The 25,788-nt window shown below is 66.0% G+C and carries 22 protein-coding genes; 18 read left to right on the forward strand and 4 right to left on the reverse strand.

Annotated features, from left to right (window positions below; genetic code table 11):
* Positions 1-160 precede the first annotated feature (160 nt).
* Positions 161-1,444 (reverse strand): SGNH/GDSL hydrolase family protein, encoded by a 1,284-nt coding sequence (locus BSE24067_RS20825; RefSeq protein ID WP_151066587.1) that lies wholly within the window; start codon positions 1,442-1,444, stop codon positions 161-163.
* 196 nt (positions 1,445-1,640) lie between these two features.
* On the opposite strand from BSE24067_RS20825, the gene paaA reads away from it, so the two are divergent.
* The 9 genes from paaA to BSE24067_RS20870 all read left to right on the forward strand — a co-directional run bounded on the left by paaA (position 1,641) and on the right by BSE24067_RS20870 (position 9,040).
* Positions 1,641-2,639 (forward strand): 1,2-phenylacetyl-CoA epoxidase subunit PaaA, encoded by a 999-nt coding sequence (gene paaA / locus BSE24067_RS20830; RefSeq protein WP_151066589.1) that lies wholly within the window; start codon positions 1,641-1,643, stop codon positions 2,637-2,639.
* Positions 2,640-2,675: 36 nt separating this feature from the next.
* On the forward strand, positions 2,676-2,960 hold the full coding sequence (gene paaB, locus BSE24067_RS20835) for a 1,2-phenylacetyl-CoA epoxidase subunit PaaB (RefSeq protein WP_006752453.1): 285 nt from the start codon (positions 2,676-2,678) through the stop codon (positions 2,958-2,960).
* A gap of 10 nt (positions 2,961-2,970) precedes the next feature.
* Entirely contained in the window at positions 2,971-3,774 is an 804-nt protein-coding gene (gene paaC, locus BSE24067_RS20840; RefSeq protein ID WP_151066591.1) for a 1,2-phenylacetyl-CoA epoxidase subunit PaaC, read from the forward strand.
* Between the two features lie 25 nt (positions 3,775-3,799).
* Positions 3,800-4,363 carry a 1,2-phenylacetyl-CoA epoxidase subunit PaaD gene (gene paaD, locus BSE24067_RS20845; RefSeq protein ID WP_151066593.1) on the forward strand — a complete coding sequence of 188 codons (564 nt, stop codon included), beginning with the start codon at positions 3,800-3,802 and terminating at the stop codon, positions 4,361-4,363.
* 2 nt (positions 4,364-4,365) lie between these two features.
* Positions 4,366-5,454 carry a 1,2-phenylacetyl-CoA epoxidase subunit PaaE gene (gene paaE, locus BSE24067_RS20850; protein ID WP_151066595.1) on the forward strand — a complete coding sequence of 363 codons (1,089 nt, stop codon included), beginning with the start codon at positions 4,366-4,368 and terminating at the stop codon, positions 5,452-5,454.
* A gap of 129 nt (positions 5,455-5,583) precedes the next feature.
* Positions 5,584-6,405, forward strand: coding sequence for a DUF1835 domain-containing protein (locus BSE24067_RS20855; RefSeq protein ID WP_151066596.1), 822 nt, complete (start codon positions 5,584-5,586; stop codon positions 6,403-6,405).
* A gap of 16 nt (positions 6,406-6,421) precedes the next feature.
* Entirely contained in the window at positions 6,422-7,027 is a 606-nt protein-coding gene (locus tag BSE24067_RS20860) for a TetR/AcrR family transcriptional regulator (RefSeq protein ID WP_151066598.1), read from the forward strand.
* A 235-nt stretch (positions 7,028-7,262) separates the two neighbouring features.
* Complete coding sequence (locus BSE24067_RS20865) at positions 7,263-7,898, forward strand: GNAT family N-acetyltransferase (RefSeq protein ID WP_151066600.1); 636 nt, start codon at positions 7,263-7,265, stop codon at positions 7,896-7,898.
* A 758-nt stretch (positions 7,899-8,656) separates the two neighbouring features.
* Complete coding sequence (locus BSE24067_RS20870) at positions 8,657-9,040, forward strand: DUF805 domain-containing protein (RefSeq protein WP_170297528.1); 384 nt, start codon at positions 8,657-8,659, stop codon at positions 9,038-9,040.
* Positions 9,041-9,057: 17 nt separating this feature from the next.
* On the opposite strand, the gene BSE24067_RS20875 is transcribed toward BSE24067_RS20870, so the two are convergent.
* Positions 9,058-9,573 (reverse strand): Lrp/AsnC family transcriptional regulator, encoded by a 516-nt coding sequence (locus BSE24067_RS20875; RefSeq protein WP_151066604.1) that lies wholly within the window; start codon positions 9,571-9,573, stop codon positions 9,058-9,060.
* 212 nt (positions 9,574-9,785) lie between these two features.
* Here BSE24067_RS20875 and hppD point away from each other — a divergent pair, with 212 nt between their 5' ends.
* Positions 9,786-10,883: a 4-hydroxyphenylpyruvate dioxygenase gene (gene hppD / locus BSE24067_RS20880; RefSeq protein ID WP_151066606.1), complete on the forward strand. Its 1,098-nt coding sequence runs from the start codon at positions 9,786-9,788 to the stop codon at positions 10,881-10,883.
* A gap of 166 nt (positions 10,884-11,049) precedes the next feature.
* Here the strand turns inward: hppD and BSE24067_RS20885 are convergent, their stop codons facing one another.
* Entirely contained in the window at positions 11,050-11,244 is a 195-nt protein-coding gene (locus BSE24067_RS20885; RefSeq protein ID WP_151066607.1) for a hypothetical protein, read from the reverse strand.
* Between the two features lie 318 nt (positions 11,245-11,562).
* Here BSE24067_RS20885 and BSE24067_RS20890 point away from each other — a divergent pair, with 318 nt between their 5' ends.
* On the forward strand, positions 11,563-15,153 hold the full coding sequence (locus tag BSE24067_RS20890) for an indolepyruvate ferredoxin oxidoreductase family protein (RefSeq protein WP_151066609.1): 3,591 nt from the start codon (positions 11,563-11,565) through the stop codon (positions 15,151-15,153).
* A gap of 168 nt (positions 15,154-15,321) precedes the next feature.
* On the opposite strand, the gene BSE24067_RS20895 is transcribed toward BSE24067_RS20890, so the two are convergent.
* A complete protein-coding gene (locus tag BSE24067_RS20895; protein WP_151066611.1) occupies positions 15,322-17,592 on the reverse strand; it encodes an NADP-dependent malic enzyme in 2,271 nt (756 codons plus the stop codon).
* Positions 17,593-18,049: 457 nt separating this feature from the next.
* Here BSE24067_RS20895 and BSE24067_RS20900 point away from each other — a divergent pair, with 457 nt between their 5' ends.
* From BSE24067_RS20900 to BSE24067_RS20930, 7 genes are all read left to right on the forward strand, one after another.
* Positions 18,050-18,736, forward strand: coding sequence for an orotate phosphoribosyltransferase (locus tag BSE24067_RS20900; protein WP_006752465.1), 687 nt, complete (start codon positions 18,050-18,052; stop codon positions 18,734-18,736).
* A gap of 248 nt (positions 18,737-18,984) precedes the next feature.
* Entirely contained in the window at positions 18,985-19,587 is a 603-nt protein-coding gene (locus BSE24067_RS20905) for a YbhB/YbcL family Raf kinase inhibitor-like protein (protein ID WP_151066613.1), read from the forward strand.
* A 220-nt stretch (positions 19,588-19,807) separates the two neighbouring features.
* Positions 19,808-20,380, forward strand: a complete 573-nt coding sequence (locus BSE24067_RS20910) for a flavodoxin family protein (protein ID WP_151066614.1) — start codon at positions 19,808-19,810, stop codon at positions 20,378-20,380.
* 188 nt (positions 20,381-20,568) lie between these two features.
* A complete protein-coding gene (gene argC, locus BSE24067_RS20915) occupies positions 20,569-21,519 on the forward strand; it encodes an N-acetyl-gamma-glutamyl-phosphate reductase (protein WP_151066616.1) in 951 nt (316 codons plus the stop codon).
* A 428-nt stretch (positions 21,520-21,947) separates the two neighbouring features.
* The gene (locus BSE24067_RS20920; RefSeq protein ID WP_151066618.1) at positions 21,948-23,357 is read left to right on the forward strand and encodes a DUF2957 domain-containing protein; all 1,410 of its coding nucleotides are present in this window, start codon (positions 21,948-21,950) and stop codon (positions 23,355-23,357) included.
* 157 nt (positions 23,358-23,514) lie between these two features.
* Positions 23,515-24,756, forward strand: a complete 1,242-nt coding sequence (locus tag BSE24067_RS20925; RefSeq protein ID WP_151066620.1) for a DUF2957 domain-containing protein — start codon at positions 23,515-23,517, stop codon at positions 24,754-24,756.
* 16 nt (positions 24,757-24,772) lie between these two features.
* On the forward strand, positions 24,773-25,606 hold the full coding sequence (locus tag BSE24067_RS20930; RefSeq protein WP_151066622.1) for an OmpW/AlkL family protein: 834 nt from the start codon (positions 24,773-24,775) through the stop codon (positions 25,604-25,606).
* Positions 25,607-25,788 lie beyond the last annotated feature (182 nt).

A 25,788-nucleotide genomic window follows, 5' to 3' on the forward strand; every position in this document is an offset into this window, starting at 1 on the left:
CTAGGCACCCATCCCACCCCGCGCAACCCCTTTGTGAAAATATTTTTGAAAAAGCCCCCGTGCGCTGCCGCGCACGGCGGCTTTGGGCCGAGCGGACAGCGATCGTCGGAGCCCGTCAAGCAGTCCGCCACTCCTCGCGTCCTCTATACATATGGCGCCATCAGTCGCCGCGCACCATCGCGTGCAGTTGTTCCACCGGCACGGCGTCGGCCATCGCAGCGTACCCAGCGTCGCTCGGATGAATGCCGTCGCCACTGTCGTACCGGCGCTGCAGCACGCTCGGTCGCACAGGATCGCGCAGCACCGCATCGAAATCGACCACCCCATCGAAGCCGCCGCCGCTGCGGATCCACCGGTTCACCTCGAGCCGGATCGCCTCTCGCCCGGCCGGCAACGCGGCCGGCGTAAGCGTCGCGCCGAAGACCTTCACGCCACGGCGGTGCGCGGCATCGATCAATCGGCGATAGCCGTCGATCAGCGACGCGGCCGTAACCTGCGTGTGCGGGCTGTCGCAATCGAGCCCCGCTCGCGGCGGCATCGCCGCGAAGTTGATGTCGTTGATGCCGATCAGCACGATCGCCGCTTTCACGCCTGCCCGCGACAGCGCATCGCGCTGGTACCGCGACGCCAGCGACGTGCCGTAGCACGCCGAGTCGCTGAGCAGCCGGTTGCCGCTGATCCCGAGATTCACGACGCCGAACGACGCCGAACCGGACTCGGCCAGCCGGCGCGCGAGCGCGTCGGGCCAGCGGCGGTTGCGGTTCAGGCTCGAGCGCAGGCCGTCAGTGATCGAGTCGCCGATCGCGGCGACCGTCGCCCGCGCCGGGCCGCCCTCGACCGCAAGTTCGGTCACCCACGCATATTGGGTAAAGCGCGTGCGGAATGCGCCGGCGCCCGGATCGCTCACGTGATCGCCGGGCGCCGACACGTAATTGACCTGGTTCGACACACGGTGCCATACCGTCATCCGCTGGTTCGGCCCCATCCGCAGGCTGATCGCATATGGGCGCCCGGCCGCCACGTCGATCGCCACCGGGTCGCTTTCGAGTTCCTGGCCCGGCGCGAGCGTCACCGACGCGTTGCCGCCGAAGCGCACGGCAACGCTCGCCGCATCGGCCAACGCCGCGCCTTCGCCCGCGCGCGCGAGACCTGCCGCCTCGATCACCAGCGGTGCGCGACCGTACGCATTGCTCACGCGAATCCGCGCGGCGCGTCCCGAGACCGTCGGGTAGACGATCTGCCGGACCGTCCGCCCGGCCACGTCGGGTGCGCGGTACAGCGGCGGCGGCGCAGCCAGGTCGGGAATCGGCTGCAACGCCGTCGCCCACGCGGCGACCCAGCCGACGGACGCGACTGGCGTGGCCCCCGCCGCCGAAGCGCCGAGCGGTGACAGGAAAACGGACGCGCCCAACACGGTCGCGACGAAACTGCTTCGAAATGACATCGGCGAAATCCTCATCGGAAAGCGGGCATTGTGCCGCAGAAGCCGCCACCGTCACGCGCTCTGCATCCCAATCATGGATCACGCCCCGGCGACCCTCGTTTACCCGAGTCATCCCCGAAAATCCGCAAGAAGTTTATTAACCGACCGGTCGGTTGGTTTATACTTCGCTCACATTCAACCGGACGAGAACTCCGCCATGTACACGCAATCCCTCGACATCCCCGGCAACGTCGCGCCGCTCGACGCCGCAGCCGAGTCGCCCGAGCAAGCGCGGTTCGACGCGGTCATGGCCGCGGACGGCAAGATCGAACCGCAGGACTGGATGCCCGATGCCTATCGCAAGACGCTGATCCGTCAGATCTCGCAGCATGCGCACTCGGAAGTCGTCGGCATGCTGCCGGAAGGTAACTGGATCTCGCGCGCGCCGAGCCTGAAGCGCAAGGCGATCCTGCTCGCGAAAGTCCAGGACGAAGCGGGCCACGGCCTCTATCTATATAGCGCGGCGGAAACGCTCGGCGTGTCGCGCGATTCGCTGATCGACGCGCTGCACGCCGGCAAGGCGAAATACTCGAGCATCTTCAACTACCCGACGCCGACCTGGGCCGACGTCGGCGTGATCGGCTGGCTCGTCGACGGCGCCGCGATCATGAACCAGATCCCGCTGTGCCGCTGCACGTACGGCCCCTATGCGCGCGCGATGATCCGCGTGTGCAAGGAAGAGTCGTTTCATCAGCGCCAGGGTTTCGATGCGCTGCTGTCGATGATGAAAGGCACCGACGCGCAGCGCGCGATGGTCCAGCAGGCCGTGAACCGCTGGTGGTGGCCCGTGCTGATGATGTTCGGCCCGAGCGACGCGGATTCGGTCCACAGCAATCAGTCCGCGAAATGGGGCATCAAGCGGATCTCGAACGACGACCTGCGGCAGAAGTTCGTCGATGCGACGGTCGAGCAGGCGAAGGTGCTCGGCGTCACGCTGCCCGACCCCGATCTGAAATGGAACGACGCGCGCGGCCACTACGACTACGGCGCGATCGACTGGGATGAATTCTGGCGCGTCGTGAACGGCGACGGCCCGTGCAACAAGGAGCGCCTCGCGACCCGCGTGAAGGCGCACGACGACGGCGCATGGGTGCGCGAAGCCGCGCTCGCGCACGAAGCGAAGCGCCGCGCCCGCGCCGAACAGCACGCCGCCTGAGCGGCAACCACCGAATACAGGATTCAGGAGAGAGTGATGAACAAGGAATGGCCGATCTGGGAAGTGTTCGTGCGCAGCAAGCAGGGCCTCGATCACAAGCACTGCGGCAGCCTGCACGCGGCCGATGCGTCGATGGCGCTGCGCATGGCGCGCGACGTCTACACGCGCCGCCAGGAAGGCGTGAGCATCTGGGTAGTGCCGTCGTCGGCGATCACCGCGTCGGATCCGGCCGAGAAAGCCGAGCTGTTCGAACCGGCGGGCGACAAGATCTACCGTCACCCGACGTTCTATACGCTGCCCGACGAAGTCAACCATATGTAACGCCCGCGCCATGACCATCACGCCCGAACACCTCTCCTACGTGCTGCGCCTCGCGGACAACGCGCTGATCCTCGGTCAGCGCAACGCCGAATGGTGCGGCCACGGCCCGATCCTCGAGGAAGACATCGCGCTCACCAACATGAGCCTCGACCTGATCGGCCAGGCCCGCATGCTGTATACGCTCGCCGCCGAGCTCGAACGCCAGCTCAACGGCACCGCGAAGACGGAAGACGATTACGCGTATTTCCGCACCGAGCGCGAGTTCGCGAACTTCACGCTCGCCGAGCTGCCGCATTACGGCCCGCTCGCCGGCACCGCGCACGCGGACAAGGACTACGCGGTGACGATCGTGCGCAACTTCCTCTACGCGACGCTGATGTTGCACGTATGGGCCGCGCTCGAAACGTCGACCGACGCGCAACTCGCGGCGATCGCCGCGAAATCGGTGAAGGAGACCCGCTATCACGTGCAGCACGCGCGCGAATGGCTGGTGCGCCTCGGCGACGGCACCGACGAATCGCATCGCCGCGCACAGGCGGCGCTCGACTACCTGATTCCGTACACGCGCGAATTTTTCGCGGCCGACGCAATCGACGCGGCAATCGCCGAGGACCGCATCGGCCCCGCACCGGCCGCACTCGAAGCCGCATGGCGCGCGGACGTGGACGATGCGCTCGCCGAAGCGACGCTCACGCTGCCGGCGCCCGTGCAGCACGTCACGACCGGCAAGCAGGGCGAGCACTCGGAGCACATGGGCTACCTGCTCGCGGAAATGCAGAGCCTCGCGCGCCAGCACCCCGGCGCGAGCTGGTAACTGGCCGACCCAACGGAGCCCGACGATGTCCGTTCAGACTGCCGCCACCGCACATGCCGCCCCCGCCGCGCACCGCAACGACCCGCTGCTCGCGCGTGCGTGGGACGTGCTCGAAGCGGTGCCCGATCCAGAAATCCCGGTCGTGTCGATCCGCGAGCTCGGCATCCTGCGCGACGTCCGTCGCGCGGACGACGGCGTGCTCGAGGTCGTGATCACGCCGACCTACTCCGGCTGCCCGGCGATGTCGCAGATCGCCGAGGACATCGCCGCGGCGCTGCAGGCCGCCGACCTGCCGCCTCACCGGATCGAGACGGTGCTCGCGCCCGCGTGGACGACCGACTGGATCACGCAGGAAGCGCGCGACAAGCTGCGCGCGTACGGCATCGCGCCGCCCGTCGGCCAGTGCGGCAGCGCCGCGCCGCGGGAAAACGTCGTGCGCTTCGTGCCGCGTCCGGCGGCCGCGCCGGTTTGCCCGCGCTGCGGCTCCGCGAACACCGAGCGGCTCGCGCAATTCGCGTCCACGGCGTGCAAGGCGCTGTATCGCTGCGTCGACTGCCGCGAACCCTTCGACTACTTCAAACCCTACTGAATATGGCGACCCCGCAATTTCACCCGCTGCGTATCCGCGACGTGCGGCCCGAAACCGCCGACGCCGTCACCGTTTCGTTCGACGTGCCGCCGGAGCTGCGCGACGCGTATCGCTTCACACAGGGCCAGTTCGTCACGCTGAAGACCCACATCGACGGCGAGGAAACGCGCCGGTCGTACTCGATCTGCGTCGGCACGACCGACTACGACCGCGACGGCGAACTGCGCATCGGCATCAAGCGCGTGCGCGGCGGCCGCTTCTCGAACTTCGCGTTCGACTCGCTGAAGCCCGGCCACACGATCGACGTGATGACGCCGGACGGCCGCTTCTTCACGCACCTGAATGCCGACCACGGCAAGCAGTACGTCGCGTTCTCCGGCGGCTCCGGCATCACGCCGGTGCTCGCGATCGTGAAGACGACGCTCGAACTCGAGCCGCGCAGCACGTTCACGCTGATCTACGGCAACCGCAGCGTCGACGCGATCATGTTCGCGGAGGAACTCGAGGATCTGAAGAACCGCTACATGAACCGCTTCGTGCTGTATCACGTGCTGTCGGACGACCAGCAGGACGTCGAGCTGTTCAACGGCGTGCTCGATCAGGCGAAGTGCGCGGAATTCCTCGCAACGCTCGTGCCGGCCGACGCGATCGACGAAGCGTTCATCTGCGGCCCGGCGCCGATGATGGACGCAGCCGAAGCCGCGCTGAAGGCGGCCGGCGTGCCGCCGGCGAAGGTGCACGTCGAGCGCTTCGGCACGCCGCTGCCGCAGGCCGGCGCGCCCGTCGTCGAGATCACCGACGAGACGCCGGCCGCCGATCTCGAAATCGTGCTCGACGGCAAGAAACGCAAGCTGCGCCTGCCTTACGAGGGCGCGAGCCTGCTCGACGTCGGTCTGCGCGCGGGCCTTGCGCTGCCGTATGCGTGCAAGGGCGGCGTGTGCTGCACGTGCCGCGCGAAGGTGATCGAAGGCGAGGTCCGGATGGAAAAGAACTACACGCTCGAGGACCACGAAGTGAGGGATGGCTTCGTGCTCACGTGCCAATGCCACCCGATCAGCGACAAGGTCGTCGTGAGCTTCGACGAGCGTTGAGCGGCGTCGTACCGGCGCGCGGCGCCGGTTTCTCGTCGTCACACATCTCGCTTACACTAGGGGCCGCCGGCCGGCTGGACATCGCAACGTCCGCCCGGCCGGCGGTTTTCTTTTGTTGACGACAGGCCGATGAGTACCATTCACGTGATTCAGGGCGGCACTGCCGCCGCGTCGCTGCGCGAGGCGCTCGAGCTGGCCGGACGCGACGAGCGTGTCGTCGGATTGCTCGACGATCTCGCGGTCGGCCCGCTGAAGGGCGCGGACGAGACGCCCGACACGCGTGCCTCGTTCTGGCAGCGCGTGCTCGGCGACCAGATTCCCGACTGGAACGCTGAAATCGAAGCCGAATTCGCGCGCCTCGACCAACTCGCGATGGACACCGGTCAGGTGGTGGTCTGGCATGCGCCGAGCGTCGGCGACAAGCTGCTGCTGCGCCGCGTCGCCTATCACCTGCGCAACGTGCCGCAGCGGCTGAACGAGGTGCGGCTGTCGGCGGCCGATCTCGACGCGGCGCAGCGCGCGGCGCTGACGCGCACCGACCAGGCCTGCGCGACGGGGATGTTCCCGCCGGCGGCGCTCGCCCGCAAACGACCAGCCGCCGCGCCGGTCTCGGTGCTGCGCATCGGCCGCCTCGCGCTCGAATGGCAGGAGGCGAAGCACCTGAACGCCGAACTGCGCTACTGGATCAGCAATACGATCAAGAGCGGCTCCTACGCCGATCTGGACGCGCTGATCGTCGCGCACGCAGAATCCGGCTGGCAACCCGCGCAGCATCTCGTCGGCGCGATCATGGCCGGCGCCGATCGCGGCGGGCTGTTCGTCAGCGACTCGATCGCATGGTGGCGCTGCCGCGAACTCGCGGCCGCGGGCCGGCTCGAGCTGCAGGACGACGCGCCCGCCGCCCTCTCTTCCACGCAGGTGCGCGCGCCGGCCGCGCCCCGCCAACGCTAACTTTCCGCATTCGACCATGGCCCGTACCCGAGCGCCCGACCACGAATCCCAGCGCGAACAGATCCTCGATCTCGCCGCCGAGAAATTCGCGCAGACGAGCTACCCGAGCACGTCGATGTCCGATCTCGCAACCGCGAGCGGCACGTCGAAGGCGCGTCTCTATCACTATTACGAAAGCAAGGAAGCGATCCTGTTCGACCTGCTCGACCGCTACACGAAGCGGTTGATGCTGATCATCGCCGAGGTCGAAGGTGCGAGCCAGCGGCGCGGGCTCAGCGAGCGCGACGCGTTCGCCGAACTCGTTCGCGCGTTCCTCGCCGAGTACGAGACGTCGCACAGCCGCCACGTCGCGCTGCTCAACGACGTGAAATATCTCGAGGACGCGCAGCGCGAAATCGTGCTCGATCGCCAGCGCGACATCGTCGCGGCCTTCGCGCGCCAGCTCGCCCGCGCGTATCCGGACCGGATCTCGAAGGAGAACCAGACGTCGGTCACGATGATGGTGTTCGGGATGATCAACTGGACGTTCACGTGGCTCAAGCCGGGCGGCCGCCTCGGCTACCGCGACTTCGCCGAACAGGTGATCGACCTGATGGAACACGGGCTGTCGCCCCGCGCGTGATTGCCGCACAGCAGCATGCGTTGCGCGGCGGGTACACTGCGACGGGCTGCCGCGCATTTCATATGACGAATTTTAAATCTCCATAAAATCAGCGACTTACAGAATGAACTAAGCGGATTTAGAATTCCTCCTCAGCACAAATAACGTCAAATACGGGTTTTCCCCAACCCCGCTCGGGTAGAATGCTGTTGCGTCGCACAAGCCGTTTGTGCAGCAACACACTGAGGAACCCACGATGAACACGCAATCGAACCGCCGTGCCGCTGCTGTGGGCCAGGCCGGTACTGCGCCGGTTCTCGTCAGGGAACTGGCTTCCAAAGACCGTGAGCGCATGCTCACCCACTTTCTCTCGCTCAACGAAGAGGACCGCCTTCTGCGCTTCGGCCAGATGGTGCCCGATCATGTGATCGAGAACTATGTCCGCACGATCGACTTCGGTCGCGACACCGTGTTCGGCGTGTTCGACCACGCGCTCGAGCTGATCGGCGTCGGCCATCTGGCCTACCTGCCGGCGGAAGGCGACACGCGCACGGCCGAATTCGGCGTGTCGGTGCTCGAAAGCGCACGCGGCCGCGGCGTCGGCTCGAAGCTGTTCGAGCGCGCGGCGATCCGCAGCCGCAATACGCGCGTGACGACGCTTTACATACATTGCCTGTCGCGCAACGCGACGATGATGCACATCGCGAAGAAGTCGGGGATGCGCATCGAATACGCATACGGCGAAGCCGATGCGTACCTGTCGCTGCCGCCAGCCGATCACTCGACGATCCTCGCCGAAATGCTGCAGGAGCAAGCGGCGGTGTTCGACTATGCGCTCAAGCGCCAGGCGCACCGCACGTCGAAGTTCATCGAATCGCTGATGCCGGCTTGACGCAGCCCTGACTCGCCAGTCTCACGTACCTCGCACGCTGTCGCTGCAGCGTGCGGGAACGGGACGCGCCGCCTTTCGTGCTCGATGGATATCGACATCGCCGGCACTCCATCGCCGCACGGATACTGCCCCCTTCGCAGTACACATCCTGGTATGTTTCCCGCGCGCCCGGTTAAGCGATCGCCGACAAAGCGCAGTCAAGCCCGTCTGTCGCTGGACGGTACTCCCGCAGAAGAGCAATCACTTTCGTAGCTGTCCCGTTGATCTTTCGCCGCCTGTCGACAGATGATCGGCTACTTATTTCATTCGGCGAAAGATCGGAAGCGAGGGGCCGGCTACCAGGGGTCCCACCGGCGTCTACCTGTTGATCGAGCAACTGCACGCAAAATCCGGACTGCCGTCGTTGGCCAACACGATTGGCTCGTCCAATCTGCAAATCTACCGGACCGTTGCCCAACTGTAAGAGACTGCCGATATCTACATCGACAATCAACGGGCCCTGTCTGGCGAGATGACCATGTGGCAAATGCTCAAGGGAGCGTTCGGTATCGATGTCGTCACGCGCCCCAATGGTAAAACCCGCTCTCCCTATATCTTCGGCACCGATCCCCTACCCGACATCCAACTCTACCGGCACGCAAAATCCGTATTTATGCAGCGCCATGGCGGACAGTCTCCGGCCACGGCAATGGCGAAATACCATCGCCAGACCCGAGAGCTCATCCGACTCAATACAATCGGCGAAATCGGAGATGACGATGAAAACCGCGCTGCATGCATGGCTGAACGGCTATCGGCGCATGCTGTCATTTCGTGGCCGAGAGCGGCGCCGCGATTTCCTGTGCTTCCTGCTAGGCCATTACCCGCTTTTTTACCTCCTGATCACGCTGAGCAAATGGTCACACAACCGGCTTTCCGCCGACCCGACACTGACCTCACTCCTGCTGTTCATGGCCGGGCTTGCGTCGCTATGCGCGACCCTGGCCTACAACGTCAGGCGTCTGCACCACAGCAATCGCTCCGGCCTGCTATGCATCGGCTACTTCCTGTTCGCAGCCCCCATCGTGATCCTCGTGTCGCTGTGGCTCGCACCACGCAACACCGATAACCGCTACGGCCCCGATCCGCGCCGCGCGGCGTAGACGCCACACGTCGCCCGTCAACGAATCGGCAACGCCGTCGTCTCCTTGAAGCACTCCAGCGAAAAGCTCGTCTTCACGTCGATCACCGACGGATGGTGCAGCAGATGCTCCTGGACGAAGCGGGAAAAATGTGCCATGTCCTCGACCTGCACACGCAGCAGGTAATCCATGTCGCCCGTCATCGCGTGACACGCGACGACTTCCGGCCAGGTCTGCACGGCCGCACGGAACAGTTCCGCGTGCGTCGCCCCTGCCCGCGCGACCGTCTCGTCCGTCCGGCCCGGCGCGACGCCGCCGCGCTTCTCGAGCCGCACGCTCACGTACGCGAGCAGATCGAGCCCGAGCTTCTGCGGATCGAGCAGCGCGACGTAGCCGGTGATCACGCCCATTTCCTCCAGCCGCCGGATCCGCCGCAGGCACGGGCTCGGCGACAGGTTCACCCGCTCGGCGATCTCCTGATTCGACAACCGGCCATTCTCCTGAAGAATCGCGAGAATTCGCCGGTCGATGGCGTCCAATTCGACCTGCGCCATTTTCTGCCCTCCGATGATTATTTCGAGACCGGAAATTGCGCCATCGTAGGGACGGACAATTAAGTTCGCAAGTTTACGCTCCGCGCCGCCCGCTACACTTTGTCGCATGGACCGATGCTGCGCGCGCACCGCCGCACGCATCGCCTTCCCCATGACACCGGCCCGAGCATCCGAGCGCCCCGGCCGATCGCAAAGCAGACAGGAGACACGGCATGCAGATTCCCAACTGGGACAACCCCGTCGGCACCGACGGCTTCGAATTCATCGAATACACCGCGCCGGATCCGAAAGCGCTCGGACAACTGTTCGAACGGATGGGTTTCACCGCGATCGCGCGCCATCGCCACAAGGACGTGACCGTCTACCGTCAGGGCGACATCAACTTCATCATCAACGCCGAACCCGATTCGTTCGCACAACGCTTCGCGCGCCTGCACGGCCCGTCGATCTGCGCGATCGCGTTTCGCGTGCAGGACGCCGCGAAGGCGTACAAGCACGCGCTCGACCTCGGCGCGTGGGGCTTCGACAACAAGACCGGCCCGATGGAGCTGAACATCCCGGCGATCAAGGGCATCGGCGACTCGCTGATCTATTTCGTCGACCGCTGGCGCGGCAAGAATGGCGCGCAGCCGGGCGCGATCGGCGACATCAGCATCTACGACGTCGACTTCGAGCCGATCGCCGGGGCAAATCCGAACCCGGTCGGCCACGGCCTCACGTACATCGACCACTTGACGCACAACGTGCATCGCGGCCGCATGCAGGAATGGGCCGAGTTCTATGAGCGGCTGTTCAACTTCCGCGAAGTGCGCTACTTCGACATCGAAGGCAAGGTGACAGGCGTGAAATCGAAGGCGATGACGTCACCGTGCGGCAAGATCCGCATTCCGATCAACGAGGAAGGCTCGGACACGGCCGGCCAGATCCAGGAATACCTCGACGCGTATCACGGCGAAGGCATCCAGCACATCGCGCTCGGCACGAACGACATCTACGGCGCGGTCGACGGCCTACGCAGCAAGGAAGTGAAGCTGCTCGACACGATCGACACGTATTACGAGCTGGTCGACCGCCGCGTGCCGAACCACGGCGAATCGCTCGACGAGCTGAAGAAGCGCAAGATCCTGATCGACGGCGCGCGCGACGATCTGCTGCTGCAGATCTTCACCGAGAACCAGATCGGCCCGATCTTCTTCGAGATCATCCAGCGCAAGGGCAACCAGGGCTTCGGCGAAGGCAACTTCAAGGCGCTGTTCGAATCGATCGAGCTCGATCAGATCCGCCGCGGCGTCGTGCAGGACAAGGCCTGACGCGAGCGGCCGGGAAGCCGGCTGGCCGTGCGAACCCGCGGCAGCCGGCAGCCACCGAGAGCAATCGGCGGCAACCGGTGACACGAAGAAAAAGGGCGGGAATCGCGAGATTCCCGCCCTTTTTCGTTTTCCCGTTCCGGCGCGGCCCGGCAGCCGCGCGAACGGATCAACGCACGGCCGCCTTCGGCGCGACGGCGCGCGTGGCCGCCGGCTGCGCGTCCACCTCCTGCACCGGCGCGAGCTGGCGCATCTGCGCGCCGGCTGCTGCCAGCGCGCTCGCGCCTCGCGCGTGCGCCGGGCCGGTCATCGCGAAAAACGCGGCGGACACGATCAGAAAACTCTGGATATGACGTGTGTTCATTGCACCTCCTTTAAAACTGCCGGCGCCTCCCCGGCGCGTCGAAACGAGCCGACACGACCGGGCACCTCCGGCAGGCCGACAAGATTAACGGCATTTGAACGACGAAGGGACCGGCTTTACATGCTTTTACATGATGTAACGCATCCTTCCGCGCAATTTCATTGACGCGCCGCGGCACGCAGGCCGGTGGGCGGCGGGTTTATCCCAGTGCTACCATCACCTGAAACCGGCCAATATGCCGGCCACTGCCGACACGTTCACAAGACGTCGACGCAATCGAAGTTTTGGTGATCCCAAACTGGGTGGAGGAGACTGTTAATGAATGCCCCGCTAGACGCAGACCAACGCGCGTCGCTCGAAGCCGCGCTGAAGTCCGTCACGCTTGACGACAAATACACGCTCGAACGCGGCCGCGCGTACATGAGCGGCATCCAGGCGCTCGTGCGCCTGCCGATGCTCCAGCAGGAACGCGACCGCGCCGCCGGCCTCAACACCGCCGGCTTCATCTCCGGTTATCGCGGCTCGCCGCTCGGCGGCCTCGACCTGTCGCTGTGGAAGGCCAAGCAGCACCTCGCCGCCCACCAGATCGTCTTCCAGCCCGGTCTCAACGAAGATCTCGCCGCCACCGCCGTGTGGGGCTCTCAGCAGGTGAACCTGTATCCCGGCGCGAAATACGACGGCGTGTTCGGCATGTGGTACGGCAAGGGCCCGGGCGTCGACCGCACCGGCGACGTGTTCAAGCACGCGAACTCGGCCGGCTCGTCGAAGCACGGCGGCGTGCTCGTGCTCGCCGGCGACGATCATGCGGCGAAATCGTCGACGCTCGCGCACCAGTCCGAACACATCTTCAAGGCGTGCGGGCTGCCGGTGCTGTTCCCGTCGAACGTGCAGGAATATCTGGACTTCGGGCTGCACGGCTGGGCGATGAGCCGCTATTCGGGCCTGTGGGTCGCACTCAAGTGCGTGACGGACGTGGTCGAATCGTCGGCATCGGTCGACATCGACCCGCATCGCACGGAGATCGTGCTCCCCACCGACTTCATCCTACCGGAAGGCGGGCTGAACATCCGCTGGCCGGACCCGCCGCTCGTGCAGGAAGCGCGGCTGCTCGACTACAAGTGGTACGCGGCGCTCGCGTACGTGCGTGCGAACAAGCTCGACCGGATCGAGATCGACTCGCCGAACGCGCGCTTCGGAATCATGACGGGCGGCAAGGCGTATCTCGACGTGCGCCAGGCGCTGATCGACCTCGGGCTCGACGACGAAACCTGCGCGCGGATCGGCATCCGCCTGTACAAGGTCGGCTGCGTGTGGCCGCTCGAGGCGCAGGGCGCGCAGGCGTTCGCGCGCGGCCTCGATGAAATCCTGGTCGTCGAGGAAAAGCGCCAGATTCTCGAATACGCGATCAAGGAAGAGCTGTACAACTGGCCCGATGCGCAGCGCCCGCGCGTATTCGGCAAGTTCGACGAAAAGGACGGCGCCGGCGGCGAATGGTCGGTGCCGATGGGCAACTGGCTGCTGCCCGCGCACTACGAGCTGTCGCCGGCGATCATCGCGAAGGCGATCGCGACGCGCCTAGACAAGTTCGAGCTGCCGTCCGACGTGCGTGCGCGCATCGCCGCACGGCTCGCGGTGATCAACGCGAAGGAAATGGCGCTCGCGAAGCCGCACGTGCAAACCGAGCGCAAGCCGTGGTTCTGCTCCGGCTGCCCGCACAACACGTCGACCAACGTGCCGGAAGGCTCTCGCGCGATCGCCGGGATCGGCTGCCACTACATGACCGTGTGGATGGACCGCAACACGAGCACCTTCAGCCAGATGGGCGGCGAAGGCGTGCCGTGGATCGGCCAGGCACCGTTCACCGACGAGAAGCACGTGTTCGCGAACCTCGGCGACGGCACCTATTTCCATTCGGGGCTGCTCGCGGTGCGCGCGGCGATCTCGTCGAAGGCGAACATCACCTACAAGATCCTCTACAACGACGCGGTCGCGATGACGGGCGGCCAGCCGGTCGACGGCGTGCTGACGGTGCCGCAGATCACGCATCAGCTCGCGTCCGAAGGCGCGAAGAAGATCGTGATCGTCACCGACGAGCCGGAGAAGTACGACAGCCAGAAGGCGTTGCTCGCGCCCGGCGTGACGGTCCATCACCGCGATCAGCTCGACGACGTGCAGCGCGAGCTGCGCGAGATCGAGGGCACGACGATCCTGATCTACGACCAGACCTGCGCGACCGAGAAGCGCCGCCGCCGCAAGCGCGGCACGTATCCGGATCCGGCGAAGCGCGTCGTGATCAACGATGCGGTGTGCGAAGGCTGCGGCGACTGCTCGGTGCAGTCGAACTGCCTGTCGGTCGAGCCGCTCGAAACCGAATTCGGCACGAAGCGACAGATCAACCAGTCGAGCTGCAACAAGGATTTCTCGTGCGTAAAGGGCTTCTGCCCGAGCTTCGTCACGGTCGAAGGCGGCCAGTTAAAGAAGCCGAAAGCCGTGTCGGTCGACGGCGGGGCGCTGCCGCCGATTCCGGAGCCGACGCTGCCGGCGATCGACCGCGCGTACGGCGTGCTCGTCACGGGCGTGGGCGGCACGGGCGTCGTCACGATCGGCGCGCTGCTCGGGATGGCCGCGCACCTGGAGAACAAGGGCGTGACCGTGCTCGACGTCACGGGCCTCGCGCAGAAGGGCGGCGCCGTGATGAGCCATGTGCAGATCTCGCACGCGCCGACCGACATCCATGCGACGCGGATCGCGATGGGCGAAGCCGACCTCGTGATCGGCTGCGACGCGATCGTCACGGCCGGCGACGAATGCACGTCGCGGATGCGGCACGACGCGACGCGCGTGGTGGTCAACAGTTCGCAGACGCCGACGGCCGAGTTCATCAAGAACCCGAACTGGGCGTTCCCCGGGCTGTCCGCCGAGAACGACATCCGCGCGGCGGCCGGCGAATCGGTCGACTTCATCGACGCGAACCGTTTCGCGGTTGCGCTGCTCGGCGACGCGATCTACACGAACCCGTTCGTGCTCGGCTATGCGTGGCAAAAGGGCTGGCTGCCGTTGACGCTCGCGTCGCTCGAACGCGCGATCGAGCTGAACGCGGTGTCGGTCGAGAAGAACCGCGCGGCGTTCGACTGGGGCCGGCGCGCTGCGTACGATCTCGCGAGCGTGAAGCAGGCCGCGGCCGGCGACGCGCGCCCCGCGCAGGGCGCGACGGTGATCGCGCTGCACACGAAGAAGGCGGTCGATGCGCTGATCGCGAAGCGCGTCGAGTTTCTGACCGCGTACCAGAACGCCGCGTACGCATCGCGCTATGCGGCGTTCGTCGACAAGGTGCGGGCAACCGAACGCGCGCTCGCGGACGGCGACGCGACGCAGGAGCCGCTGACCGAAGCGGTCGCGCGCAACCTGTTCAAGCTGATGGCGTACAAGGACGAATACGAGGTCGCGCGGCTGCAGTCCGATCCGGCGTTCCTCGCGCGTCTGTCGTCGCAGTTCGAAGGCGACTGGAAGCTGAAATTCCACCTCGCGCCGCCGCTGTTCGCGAAGACGGATGCACACGGCCATCTCGTGAAGAAGGCGTACGGCCCGTGGATGCTGTCGGCGTTCCGGCTGCTCGCGAAGGGGAAATTCCTGCGCGGCACCGCGCTCGATCCGTTCGGCCACACCGCGGAACGCCGGACCGAGCGCGCGCTGATCGGCGAGTACGAAGCGCTGATCGGCGAAGTGCTGGCAGGGCTGAACGCAGCCAATCGCCCGCTTGCACTGGAGCTGGCGGCGTTGCCGGACGGCATTCGCGGCTACGGCCACGTGAAGGAGAACAACCTGCGCGCGGTGCGCCAGAAGTGGGACACGCTGCTCGCGAAGTGGCGTTCGCCGACGGGCGGGCAGTCAAATCAGCAGGTCGCGTAGCGGAGCGCGGCGGGCGTTCGCGGTCTGAACGCCCGCCGCCGCACGGCCGGTGTCGGCGCTCAGCGCTCGACGCTCGGCGAGTTCCACAAAAAAAACGCCACGGAACGCTGGTTCCGTGGCGTTTTCATTTGCGCCGCGCATCGCGCGCGGCACACGCAGCGCGCGAACTTACTTCGTGTTCGCGTTCGCGGCAGCAACGGCCGTCATGTTGATGATCCGGCGCACGGTCGCGGCCGGCGTCAGGATGTGGACCGGCTTCGCCGCGCCGAGCAGGAACGGGCCGACCGTCACGCCTTCACCGCCGACCATCTTCAGCAGGTTGTACGCGATGTTCGCCGCTTCGACGTTCGGCATGATCAGCAGGTTCGCTTCGCCCGACAGCGTCGTGCCCGGGAACGCGGCCTTGCGGACCGCTTCGGACAGCGCCGCGTCGCCGTGCATTTCGCCGTCGACTTCGAGGTTCGGTGCACGCTCGCTGATCAGCTTGCGGGCTTCGGCCATCCGGCGCGACGACGCCGACGGCGCGCTGCCGAAGTTCGAGTTCGACAGCAGCGCAGCCTTCGGCGTGATGCCGAAGCGCTCGATCTCGGCGGCGGCCTGGATCGTCATGTCGGCGAGCTGTTCGGCGCTCGGCAGCTCGTTCACGTACGTGTCGCACAGGAACAGGTTGCGGCCCGGCAGCATCAGCAGGTTCATCGCCGCGTAATGCTCGGCACCCTGCGCACGGCCCAGCACCTGCTCGATGAACTTCAGGTGCGTGTGGTACGTGTCGATCATCCCGCAGATCATCCCGTCCGCATCGCCCAGGTGCACGAGCATCGCGCCGATCAGCGTATTGAACTTGCGCAGCGCGGCCTTCGCGACTTCCGGCGTGACGCCGTCGCGCGCGCCGATCTCGTGGTACGCCTGCCAGTAGCGGTGGTAGCGCGTGTCGTCTTCCGGATTCACGATCTCGAAATCGACGCCGGCCTTCAGCTTCGAGCCGATCTTCGCGAGGCGCATCTCGACGACCGACGGACGGCCGATGATGATCGGCTTCGCGATCTTCTCCAGCAGCACGAACTGCGCGGCACGCAGCACGCGCTCGTCTTCACCTTCGGCGAACACGATGCGCGCTTCCTTCTTCTTCGCGGTCGCGAACACCGGACGCATCACCATGCCGGTGCGGTAGACGGTCGCGCCGAGCTGCTCGCGGTAGGCGTCCATGTCCTGGATCGGGCGCGTCGCGACGCCCGAGTCCATCGCGGCTTGCGCGACGGCCGGCGCGATCTTGATGATCAGGCGCGGATCGAACGGCTTCGGAATCAGGTAGTCCGGCCCGAACTCGAGCGAATGGCCTTCATACGCCTTCGCGACTTCCTCGCTCTGGTCGGTTTCCTCGGCGAGCTCGGCGATCGCGCGCACGCACGCGAGCTTCATTTCTTCCGTGATCGTCGTCGCGCCGACGTCGAGCGCGCCGCGGAAGATGAACGGGAAGCACAGCACGTTGTTGACCTGGTTCGGGTAGTCCGAACGGCCGGTCGCGACGATCGCGTCCGGGCGCACGGCCTTCGCGTCTTCCGGGCGGATTTCCGGTTCCGGGTTCGCGAGCGCCAGGATCAGCGGGCGGTCGCCCATCGTCTTGACCATGTCCTGCTTCAGCACGCCCGCGCTCGAGCAGCCGAGGAACACGTCCGCGCCGACGATCGCGTCGGCAAGCGTGCGCGCATCCGTGGTCGCCGCATAGCGCTGCTTCGACGGATCGAGGTTGCCGCGGCCTTCGTAGATCACGCCCTTCGAATCGGCGACGAGGATGTTCGACTTCGTGAGACCGAGGTTCACCAGCAGGTCCAGACACGCGATCGCGGCCGCGCCCGCGCCGGAGCACACGAGCTTCACGTCGGCGAGCTTCTTGCCGACGACCTTCAGGCCGTTCAGGATCGCGGCCGACGCGATGATCGCGGTGCCGTGCTGGTCGTCGTGGAAGACGGGAATCTTCATGCGCTCGCGCAGCTTCTGCTCGATGTAGAAGCACTCGGGCGCCTTGATGTCCTCGAGGTTGATGCCGCCGAGCGTCGGCTCGAGCATCGCGATCGCGTCGACGAGCTTGTCGGGGTCGGACTCGGACAGTTCGATGTCGAACACGTCGATGCCCGCGAACTTCTTGAACAGGCAACCCTTGCCTTCCATCACCGGCTTCGCGGCCAGCGGGCCGATGTTGCCGAGACCGAGCACGGCGGTGCCGTTCGTCACGACGCCGACGAGGTTGCCGCGCGACGTGTACTTCTGCGCGTCGAGCGGATCGGCGTGGATCGCCTCGCACGCCGCGGCAACGCCCGGCGAATACGCGAGCGACAGATCCAGCTGGTTCGACAGCGGCTTGGTCGGCGTGACCGAAATCTTGCCGGGCTTCGGGTTCAGGTGATAAGCGAGTGCGGCCTGCTTCAGTTGTTCGTCCATGATTGACCTGCGAGAGACATGCGGAATTTTGACGGTTCAGTACACAGCACCTTGGGCCGCGTCTGCCTGAATCGAGGGGGTGGTCGACTGCGAGACGGCGCGCGACGCGCCGGGTCGGCACGCCATCGAACCTTGGCGGGTGGCAAGAGGAAAGTACAAAGTACTGAACGATTTCTAAGGGTCGCCTAGTGTACACCCCCTAAATGACCTCCGTTGGTGCAACGCCGCATGCCGCGGATCAGCATCGGACGATCGCCCCAGTTGTTTCGCGGGTGGCGAGCCGCGTGCCGAATCTGCGCGAATTCCGCCGAAAACTGGCCTGAATCGGGTAAAATAGCCGGCTACGCGCGCAGCGATGCGATCGGCCCGCCGATCGCACCCCGGCCCTTCGGGCAGGTTCCCCTTGCTGCGCCACCGGGCCCGCGCCCGCTCTTCGCTCATCACCCAAGGAATGCCCATGACAGGCTACGATCGTCAGTCGATCTCGGATACGACCGCCAAAATTCTGCTCGAAGTGCAGGCGGTGCACTTCAATGCCGAAAAACCGTTCATTTTCACGTCCGGCTGGGCAAGCCCCGTCTACATCGACTGCCGCAAGCTGATCTCGTATCCGCGCGTGCGTCGTGCACTGATGGAAATGGCGGAAACGACGATCATGCGCGACGTCGGCTTCGAGCAGATCGATTCGGTGGCGGGCGGCGAGACGGCCGGCATTCCGTTCGCGGCCTGGCTCGCGGATCGCATGATGGTGCCGATGCAGTACGTGCGCAAGAAGCCGAAGGGTTTCGGCCGCAACGCGCAGATCGAGGGTCATCTGGAAGAAGGCTCGCGCGTGCTGCTGGTGGAAGACCTGACGACCGACAGCCGCAGCAAGATCAACTTCGTCAACGCGCTGCGCACTGCGGGCGCGACGGTGAACCACTGCTTCGTGCTGTTCCACTACAACATCTTCAAGGAAAGCGTGTCGGTCCTGAAGGACATCGACGTCGACCTGCACGCGCTCGCGACCTGGTGGGACGTGCTGCGGGTCGCGAAGGCATCGGGCTACTTCGAGACGAAGACGCTCGACGAAGTCGAGAAATTCCTGCACGCGCCGGCCGAATGGTCGGCCGCGCACGGCGGCGCAACGGCGCCGAAGGAATGAGGCCGCGCCGGCTTGCAGGCCGGCCCCCGGCCTGAAAGTGGCTCAAAAACCGCTCGCGTGACCGCGAGCGGTTTTTTTTCGTCGGTCGATCGGGATCACGGTCGGGCCGAATCGCGGGCCGCGGCATGCGTCCTCATCGAACCCTAATGCTAGACTTGATCCATCGCCGCCATCAGCTGCGCGGGCAACGTACAACGCCAACAATGCCGGGAGCCTCGGCCCGGCCCACGTGACGGGAGAAGCGCCATATGCGTGTGGATCGCCGGATCACTTCGCCTGCGTCTCCGGGTCGTCCGTCTCCGTTCGTCGCCGTCCTTCTCTGCGCCGCCGCATGCGCCGCGCTCGCTTCGCTGCCAGCACGCGCGGACGGTCCGTTCATCCTGTCGAGCACCGAACTCACGCCCGGCGGCCGCGTGCGCACAGCGAACGTGTTCGACCGCGGCGACTGCAAGGGCGAAAACCGTTCGCCGCAGCTCAGCTGGCGCAATCCGCCGGCCGGCACGCGTGCGTACGCGATCACGATCTTCGATCCCGACGCGCCCGGCCACGGCTGGTGGCACTGGGCCGTCGCCGGCATCCCGGCCACCGTCACGAGCCTGCCCGCCGACGCGAGCGCGTCGGGCTTCCTGCGCCGCATCGGCGCGACCGAAGCGCGCAACGACTTCGGGATCGACGGCTACGGCGGCCCGTGCCCGCCGCCCGGCAAGCCGCACCGCTATGTGATCACCGTCTACGCGCTGAAGGGCACGGACCTGCGCGTCGCGCAGGGGCGCCCCGCGCCGATGTTCGAGCACGAGATCGGCACGCTGACGATCGGCACCGCGCAACTTACCGTCACTTACGGGCAATAAGCGATTGCGCACCGCCGCGCGAGCGTCCATGTCGCGATTGCTCGCGCCCGCGAATTTCAGTACGCGGCCCGCGTGCTTTTCCCCCGTCATTTCGGCTTGCTAGACTCGGCAGCACCGGTCGCGGCATCCCGCCGCGCATCCGTCGCGCCGCCCGCGGGCGGCGCGTGACGCGGCAGGCGGCGGCGTCCGCCGTGTCGCCCCCTTTTCCGGAGAACGTTTCATGTCGAACATCGTCATCGTGTATCACAGCGGCTACGGTCACACGCAGAAACTGGCCGACGCCGTCCACGCAGGCGCGCAGGATGCCGGCGCCACCGCACGCCTGATCGCCGTCGGCGAACTCGACGACGCGGGATGGGCCGCGCTCGACGCGGCGGACGCGATCGTCTTCGGCGCGCCGACCTACATGGGCGGCCCGTCCGCGCAGTTCAAGCAGTTCGCCGATGCCACGTCGAAACCGTGGTTCACGCAGAAATGGAAGGACAAGATCGCCGCGGGCTTCACGAACTCCGCGACGATGAACGGCGACAAGTTCTCGACGATTCAATATTTCGTCACGCTGGCGATGCAGCATGGGATGGTGTGGGTCGGCACGGGCATGATGCCGGCCAACTCGAAGGCGGCCACGCGCAACGACATCAACTACGTCGGCGGCTTCACGGGCCTGCTCGCGCAGTCGCCGGCGGACGCGACGCCCGACGAGGGCCCGCTGCCCGGCGACCTCGAGACCGCGAAGGCGTTCGGCCGGCGCGTCGCCGAAGCGACCGCGCGTTGGGTGGCCGGCGGCCGCTGAACGCGTTCGCGCGCCACGCGGCCCGCCCGCGCCGCCGCAGGCTGCTGCGCGGCGTGGGCGCGCCAAAGGGACACGAGACGGCCGGCGCGCCGTCTTTTTTCGGCCCATGCGGTGCAGGCCGGCCGGATGACGTCTTAAAATGGCGGTTTCAGGGCGCCGCGGCTCCCGTTTCATTCAGCGAGAACGAAATGAGCACCAAAGTTTTTGTCGACGGCCAGGAAGGCACGACCGGCCTCAAGATCTTCGAATACCTGTCGGCGCGCAACGACATCGAGATCCTGCGCATCGAGGAAGCGAAGCGCAAGGACGTCGACGAGCGCCGCCGGCTGATCAATGCGTCGGACGTCACGTTCCTGTGCCTGCCGGACGTCGCGTCGCGCGAATCCGCATCGCTGGTCGAGAACCCGGGCACGACGCTGATCGATGCGAGCACCGCGTTCCGCACGAACGCCGACTGGGCGTACGGGCTGCCGGAACTGACGCGCGCGCAGCGCGAAAAGATTCGCACGTCGAAGCGCATCGCGGTGCCGGGCTGCCACGCGTCGGCATTCGTGCTCGCGATGCGCCCGCTCGTCGATGCGGGCATCGTCGCACCGACCTTCGCCGCGCACAGCTACTCGATCACCGGCTACAGCGGCGGCGGCAAGTCGATGATCGCCGAATACGAAAACGCGGCGCCGGGCGGCAAGCTCGCGAGCCCGCGGCCGTACGCGCTCGCGCTCGCGCACAAGCACCTGCCCGAAATGGCCGCGCACACGGGCCTCGCGCACGCGCCGATCTTCACGCCGATCGTCGGGCCGTTCCTGAAGGGTCTCGCGGTGACGACGTACTTTTCGCCGGAACAGCTCGCGAAGCGCGCGACGCCGCAGGACGTGCAGCGCGTGTTCGCCGAGTACTACGCGGACGAACCGTTCGTGCGCGTCGCGCCGTTCAACGCGGACGAGAATCTCGACAGCGGCTTCTTCGACGTGCAGGCGAACAACGACACGAATCGCGTCGACCTGTTCGTGTTCGGCAACGAAGAGCGCTTCGTCACGGTCGCGCGGCTCGACAACCTCGGCAAGGGTGCGTCGGGCGCGGCGATCCAGTGCATGAACCTCAACATCGGCGCCGCCGAGGATACCGGCCTCAAGCGCTGATCCCGCTTGCATCCGATGCAAAGCCGGCCGCTGGCCGGCTTTTTATTTGCCCGTGCGAGGCAATAGATTAAATCCGGTTTACGTATTTACAATTATTTACAAGCTTTCCGTTGCGCGATTACCGGCAAATTAATTTCGCCTTCTTTTCTCCAGTCGATCCCGCATAGGGATAAACCGGATACCGCCGCTTTAAACAGTGCCGCTATACGCGGGAAGGCTCGGCAGCTCGCCCCGGCGTCGCGGGGACCCTGCTCAAGCGGGACTCTAGCGCCCTCTACTCGTTTTAATTCTTACTGAAAGCCCGATCCTGCAAGGCTGTATGACGCGCCTTTTGTTTCAATCGTCTTTTTTAGACGAGTTCATCAATTGACAGCAAAAATCCGCGCGGCGACATTAGCTCGCACAATTAAACGATTGGAGACAGCGGCATGTCGCACGCCTTATCGAAGGGGGTGGCAACGGCCTTTGCCATCGCCCCTTTCCTGGTTGCCTGTGGTGGAGGGGATTCCGGTGGATCGCTCGCGCCGATCAACAGCCCTCAATGTTCCGGATCGAGTTGCGGCACGCAAGGGCCGCCGCCGTCGCAGCCCATCAACGGTGCGCTGTGTCCGGCCGACGCCGACATCGTGAAGAGCACGTACCTCGGCGGTGCCGGTAGCGGCGAGATCGTCAGCGTCAACATCGACGCGGTCGCGATGACGTACACGCTGAAGTGGCTCGAGTCGCCGATCCCGCTCGCGACCGGCACGGTCACGCCGAGCCGCGCCGGCACCACGATCACCGGCAAGGTCGTTCATCCGCCGACGGGCACGCTGCCGACCGCGGAACAGACGCGGTGCGCGTTTGTCCTCACGCCGGGCTCGGGCACGGCGCCGAACGGCTCGACCTATTCGACGGCCGCCGACTTCAACCAGGCGAACCCGCCGATGCTGCTGGTCGGCATGGGCGTCGCGGGCGGCGGGATTCCCGGTGCGACGGTTCAGTTCGACGGGCTGACGATCATTCCAGGTGTGATCCAGAACGTCGGCCAGGTGCCGAACCGCCACTTCGACTTCTATCCGTTCCTCGGCTTCGCGAGCACGACGACCGATCTGTCGAAGCTGCCCGGCACCTACAACGCGCTGATCTACCACCTCGTGCCGTCGGGCAACTACGCGACGAAGGGCATCAACTCGAGCGAGACGTTCGACGCCAACGGCGCGTGCACGTCGAGCTCCGGGAGTTGCCAGACGACGGGCAATCCGTGGACGGCGAACGCCAGCGGCGGCTACCTCAACAGCACGCAGGCGCCGCAGATCCTGCCGCAAACGTCGCTGCCGCTGATCGGCGCGACCGGCAAGTCGGCGACCGCGCACATGGTGATCGGTCAGCTCAACGGCGCGACGGTGCCGGTGATCGTGCGCACGGGCGACGTGAATCTCGGCACGGCGCCGCTACATGCGGACGCGAAGGTCGACGACGAATCGGGCATCGCAGTGCTCGCCAACGCGACCGCGATCCAGTCCGGCGCGATCGACGGCGGCTACGCGGGCGCGGATTCGAACTTCAAGTACACGGCCGCACTGATCCGCGGCGGCAACGCGTCGTTCATCAACCCGACCACGCAGGCCGAGGAAGACGGCTTCACGCTCGACTACGGCCAGACGACGCCGGGCCTGCTGAACACGACGACGATTCCGAAGAGCGGCTCGGCCGCATCGGGCGTCGTGATCGCGACGGGCGGCCTCTACGCGGCGCTGATCCAGGGCACGGTGAACGGCGGCGTCACGCCGACGTCGGCGAACTCGAGCACGTCGTCGTCGCCGTACTTCGGCGTGGGCGCGCAAATCAGCAAGTAGCGATCGGGGACGCGGCGGCGGCTGAGCGCCGCCGCCGCGCAATGCACGGAACGCACGAAACGACGGCGCCCGGCACGGCACGGGCAGCACGAGCACAAGCAACAGAAGCGGCCGACAGGGAGCTGGCCGCCGGACAAGACAAAACTGGAGGAGCAACATGAAGCGCAACCTCGTTCTGGCGGCGGCCTTTGCCGCCCCCCTTCTTTCCGCATGCGGCGGCGGCGGCGACAATCCGCCGCCGCTCGTCGAAGAGCGGCTGTGCCCGGCATCGCTCGACTACAACACCGTGTTCACCGGCGGCGCCGGCAGCGGCGAACTCGCGAAGGTCCAGCTCGACACGACGAAGATGACCTGGCAGGTCACCTATATCGAATCGGCGGTGCCGCAAAAGACCGGCACCGTCACGCCGACCCGCGCGGGCACCGTCGACAGCGGCACGCTTACGCAGGAAACGCTGCTGCCGACCAACAAGCTGAACCAGTGCGCGTTCCGGCTGAACGGCGCGAGCCTCGACGCGTCGCGGCCGGCGCGGATCTTCGTCGGCTTCGGCGTCGCGGGCGGCACGATTCCCGGCAAGGAGATCCAGTTCGACGGCGTGCTCGGCCAGGCGGCGGTGCCCGACACGAAATTCCCGTACTACCCGTTCATCGGCTTCTCGTCGATCGAGACCGACATCACGAAGGTCGCGGGCACGTACAGCCACATCGGCTTCGGCGAAGTGCCGTCGCAGAAGTTTGCGCCGGCGTCGATCGACGCGAAGGTGACGATCAACGCGGACGGCACGTGGACGAAGTGCGACACGACCGGCCAGTTCGCGGGCGGTGCGTGCGTGCAGCAGGGCACGAACTTCGTGCAGTCGGCCGACGGCAGCGGCGCGTTCCAGTCGAACAACTACGCGAGCCAGCTGAAGCCGACGCTGTCGGCGACGCCGCAGGGCAAGGGCTTCATGATCGTCGGCAAGCTGCGCAACCAGCTGGTGCCGATCCTCGTGCGCACGGGCGTCGCGAACCCGAACCCGACGCCCGACAGCAACGGCGTGCCGGGCCTGACCGCCGACGACGAATCGAGCATCTCGATCCTCGCGCCGCAGACCGCGATCGCGGCAGGCTCGCAGAACGGCGAATACATCGGCGTCGACAGCCAGTTCGACTACCGGACCACCGCGCTGATCGACAAGCAGGCCACGCTGCTCGATCCGTTCCAGCCGTCGCAGGCGTCGCTCGCGACCGCGCTCGATCTCGACTACACGCAGAAGGTGCCGGGCACGGTCACGACGATCCACACGGGTTCGGGCAGCACGTCGCCGACCGGCAAGTTCATCTTCACGGGCGGCGTGTTCGGTTTCCTCGACAACGCGGGATCGACGCCGTATTTCACGATCGGCGCGTTCGTCCAGTAAGCGGAGGCAAGCCGTGATGAAGAAGACTCTTCTCTGCGCGGCGGCCGGAGCCGCCGCCCTGGCGCCGCTCGCGGCGCACGCGCAGAGCGCCGGCAGCAACGTCGTCACGCTCGGCTGGTTCCATATCATGCCGCAGCAGAGCAGCACGCCGATGACGACCAACGTCGCGCCGACGCCGATCAACACGCCGCTGCGGCTGCCGCCGTCGTTCACGTCGCCGGGCACCGGGCTGCATACGAGCGGCGCGGACACGGTCGGCCTGACGGTCAGCCACTTCCTGACCGACCACATCGCGGTGACGTCGGTGGCCGGCGTGCCGCCGGTGTTCAAGGTGTCCGGCCAGGGCACGATCAGGCCGCCGGGCCCGGCCGGCGCGCTCGGCACGCAGAACATCGGGCTCGCGTCGGTGAACCCGATCGTGAAGAGCGTGCGGCAATGGAGCCCGGCGGCGATCCTGCAGTACTACTTCGGGGCAGCGAACGCGAAGTTCCGGCCGTTCCTCGGTCTCGGCGTGTCGTACAACTGGTTCAGCGACCTGCAGCTCAACACGAACTTCATCAAGCAGACGCAGGACAACCTCGGCGCGATTCTCGCGGCGGGCGCGGGCAAGCCGGGTACGACATCGGTGGAGGCGAAGGCGTCGTCGTCGTGGCAGCCGGTGTTCAACGCAGGCCTGCAATACAACATGACCGAGCATTTCGGGCTGGTCGCGTCGGTGACCTACATCCCGTTGAAGACGACGTCGACGGTGACGATCAAGGCAGCCGACGGCACGGTGCTGTCCGAATCGAAATCGGACCTGAAGGCGGACCCGATCATCAGCTACGTCGGGATGACCTACAAGTTCTGACGCGGACGAACGAAGACGAAGCCGGACGAAGGACGAATGGACAACCCGCGCCAAAAACGCGGGCAAAAAAAAGCCCGCCTAAGAGGCGGGCTGAATCCATATCAGAGGAGACATGGAGGAGACAGGTGTAACTATAGCGAATCGATTTCTGCATTGCAACATTTCCGTAGAGAAAATAAGGA

It is taken from the genome of Burkholderia latens, from assembly GCF_902499045.1.
In the GTDB taxonomy this organism is placed as follows: domain Bacteria; phylum Pseudomonadota; class Gammaproteobacteria; order Burkholderiales; family Burkholderiaceae; genus Burkholderia; species Burkholderia latens.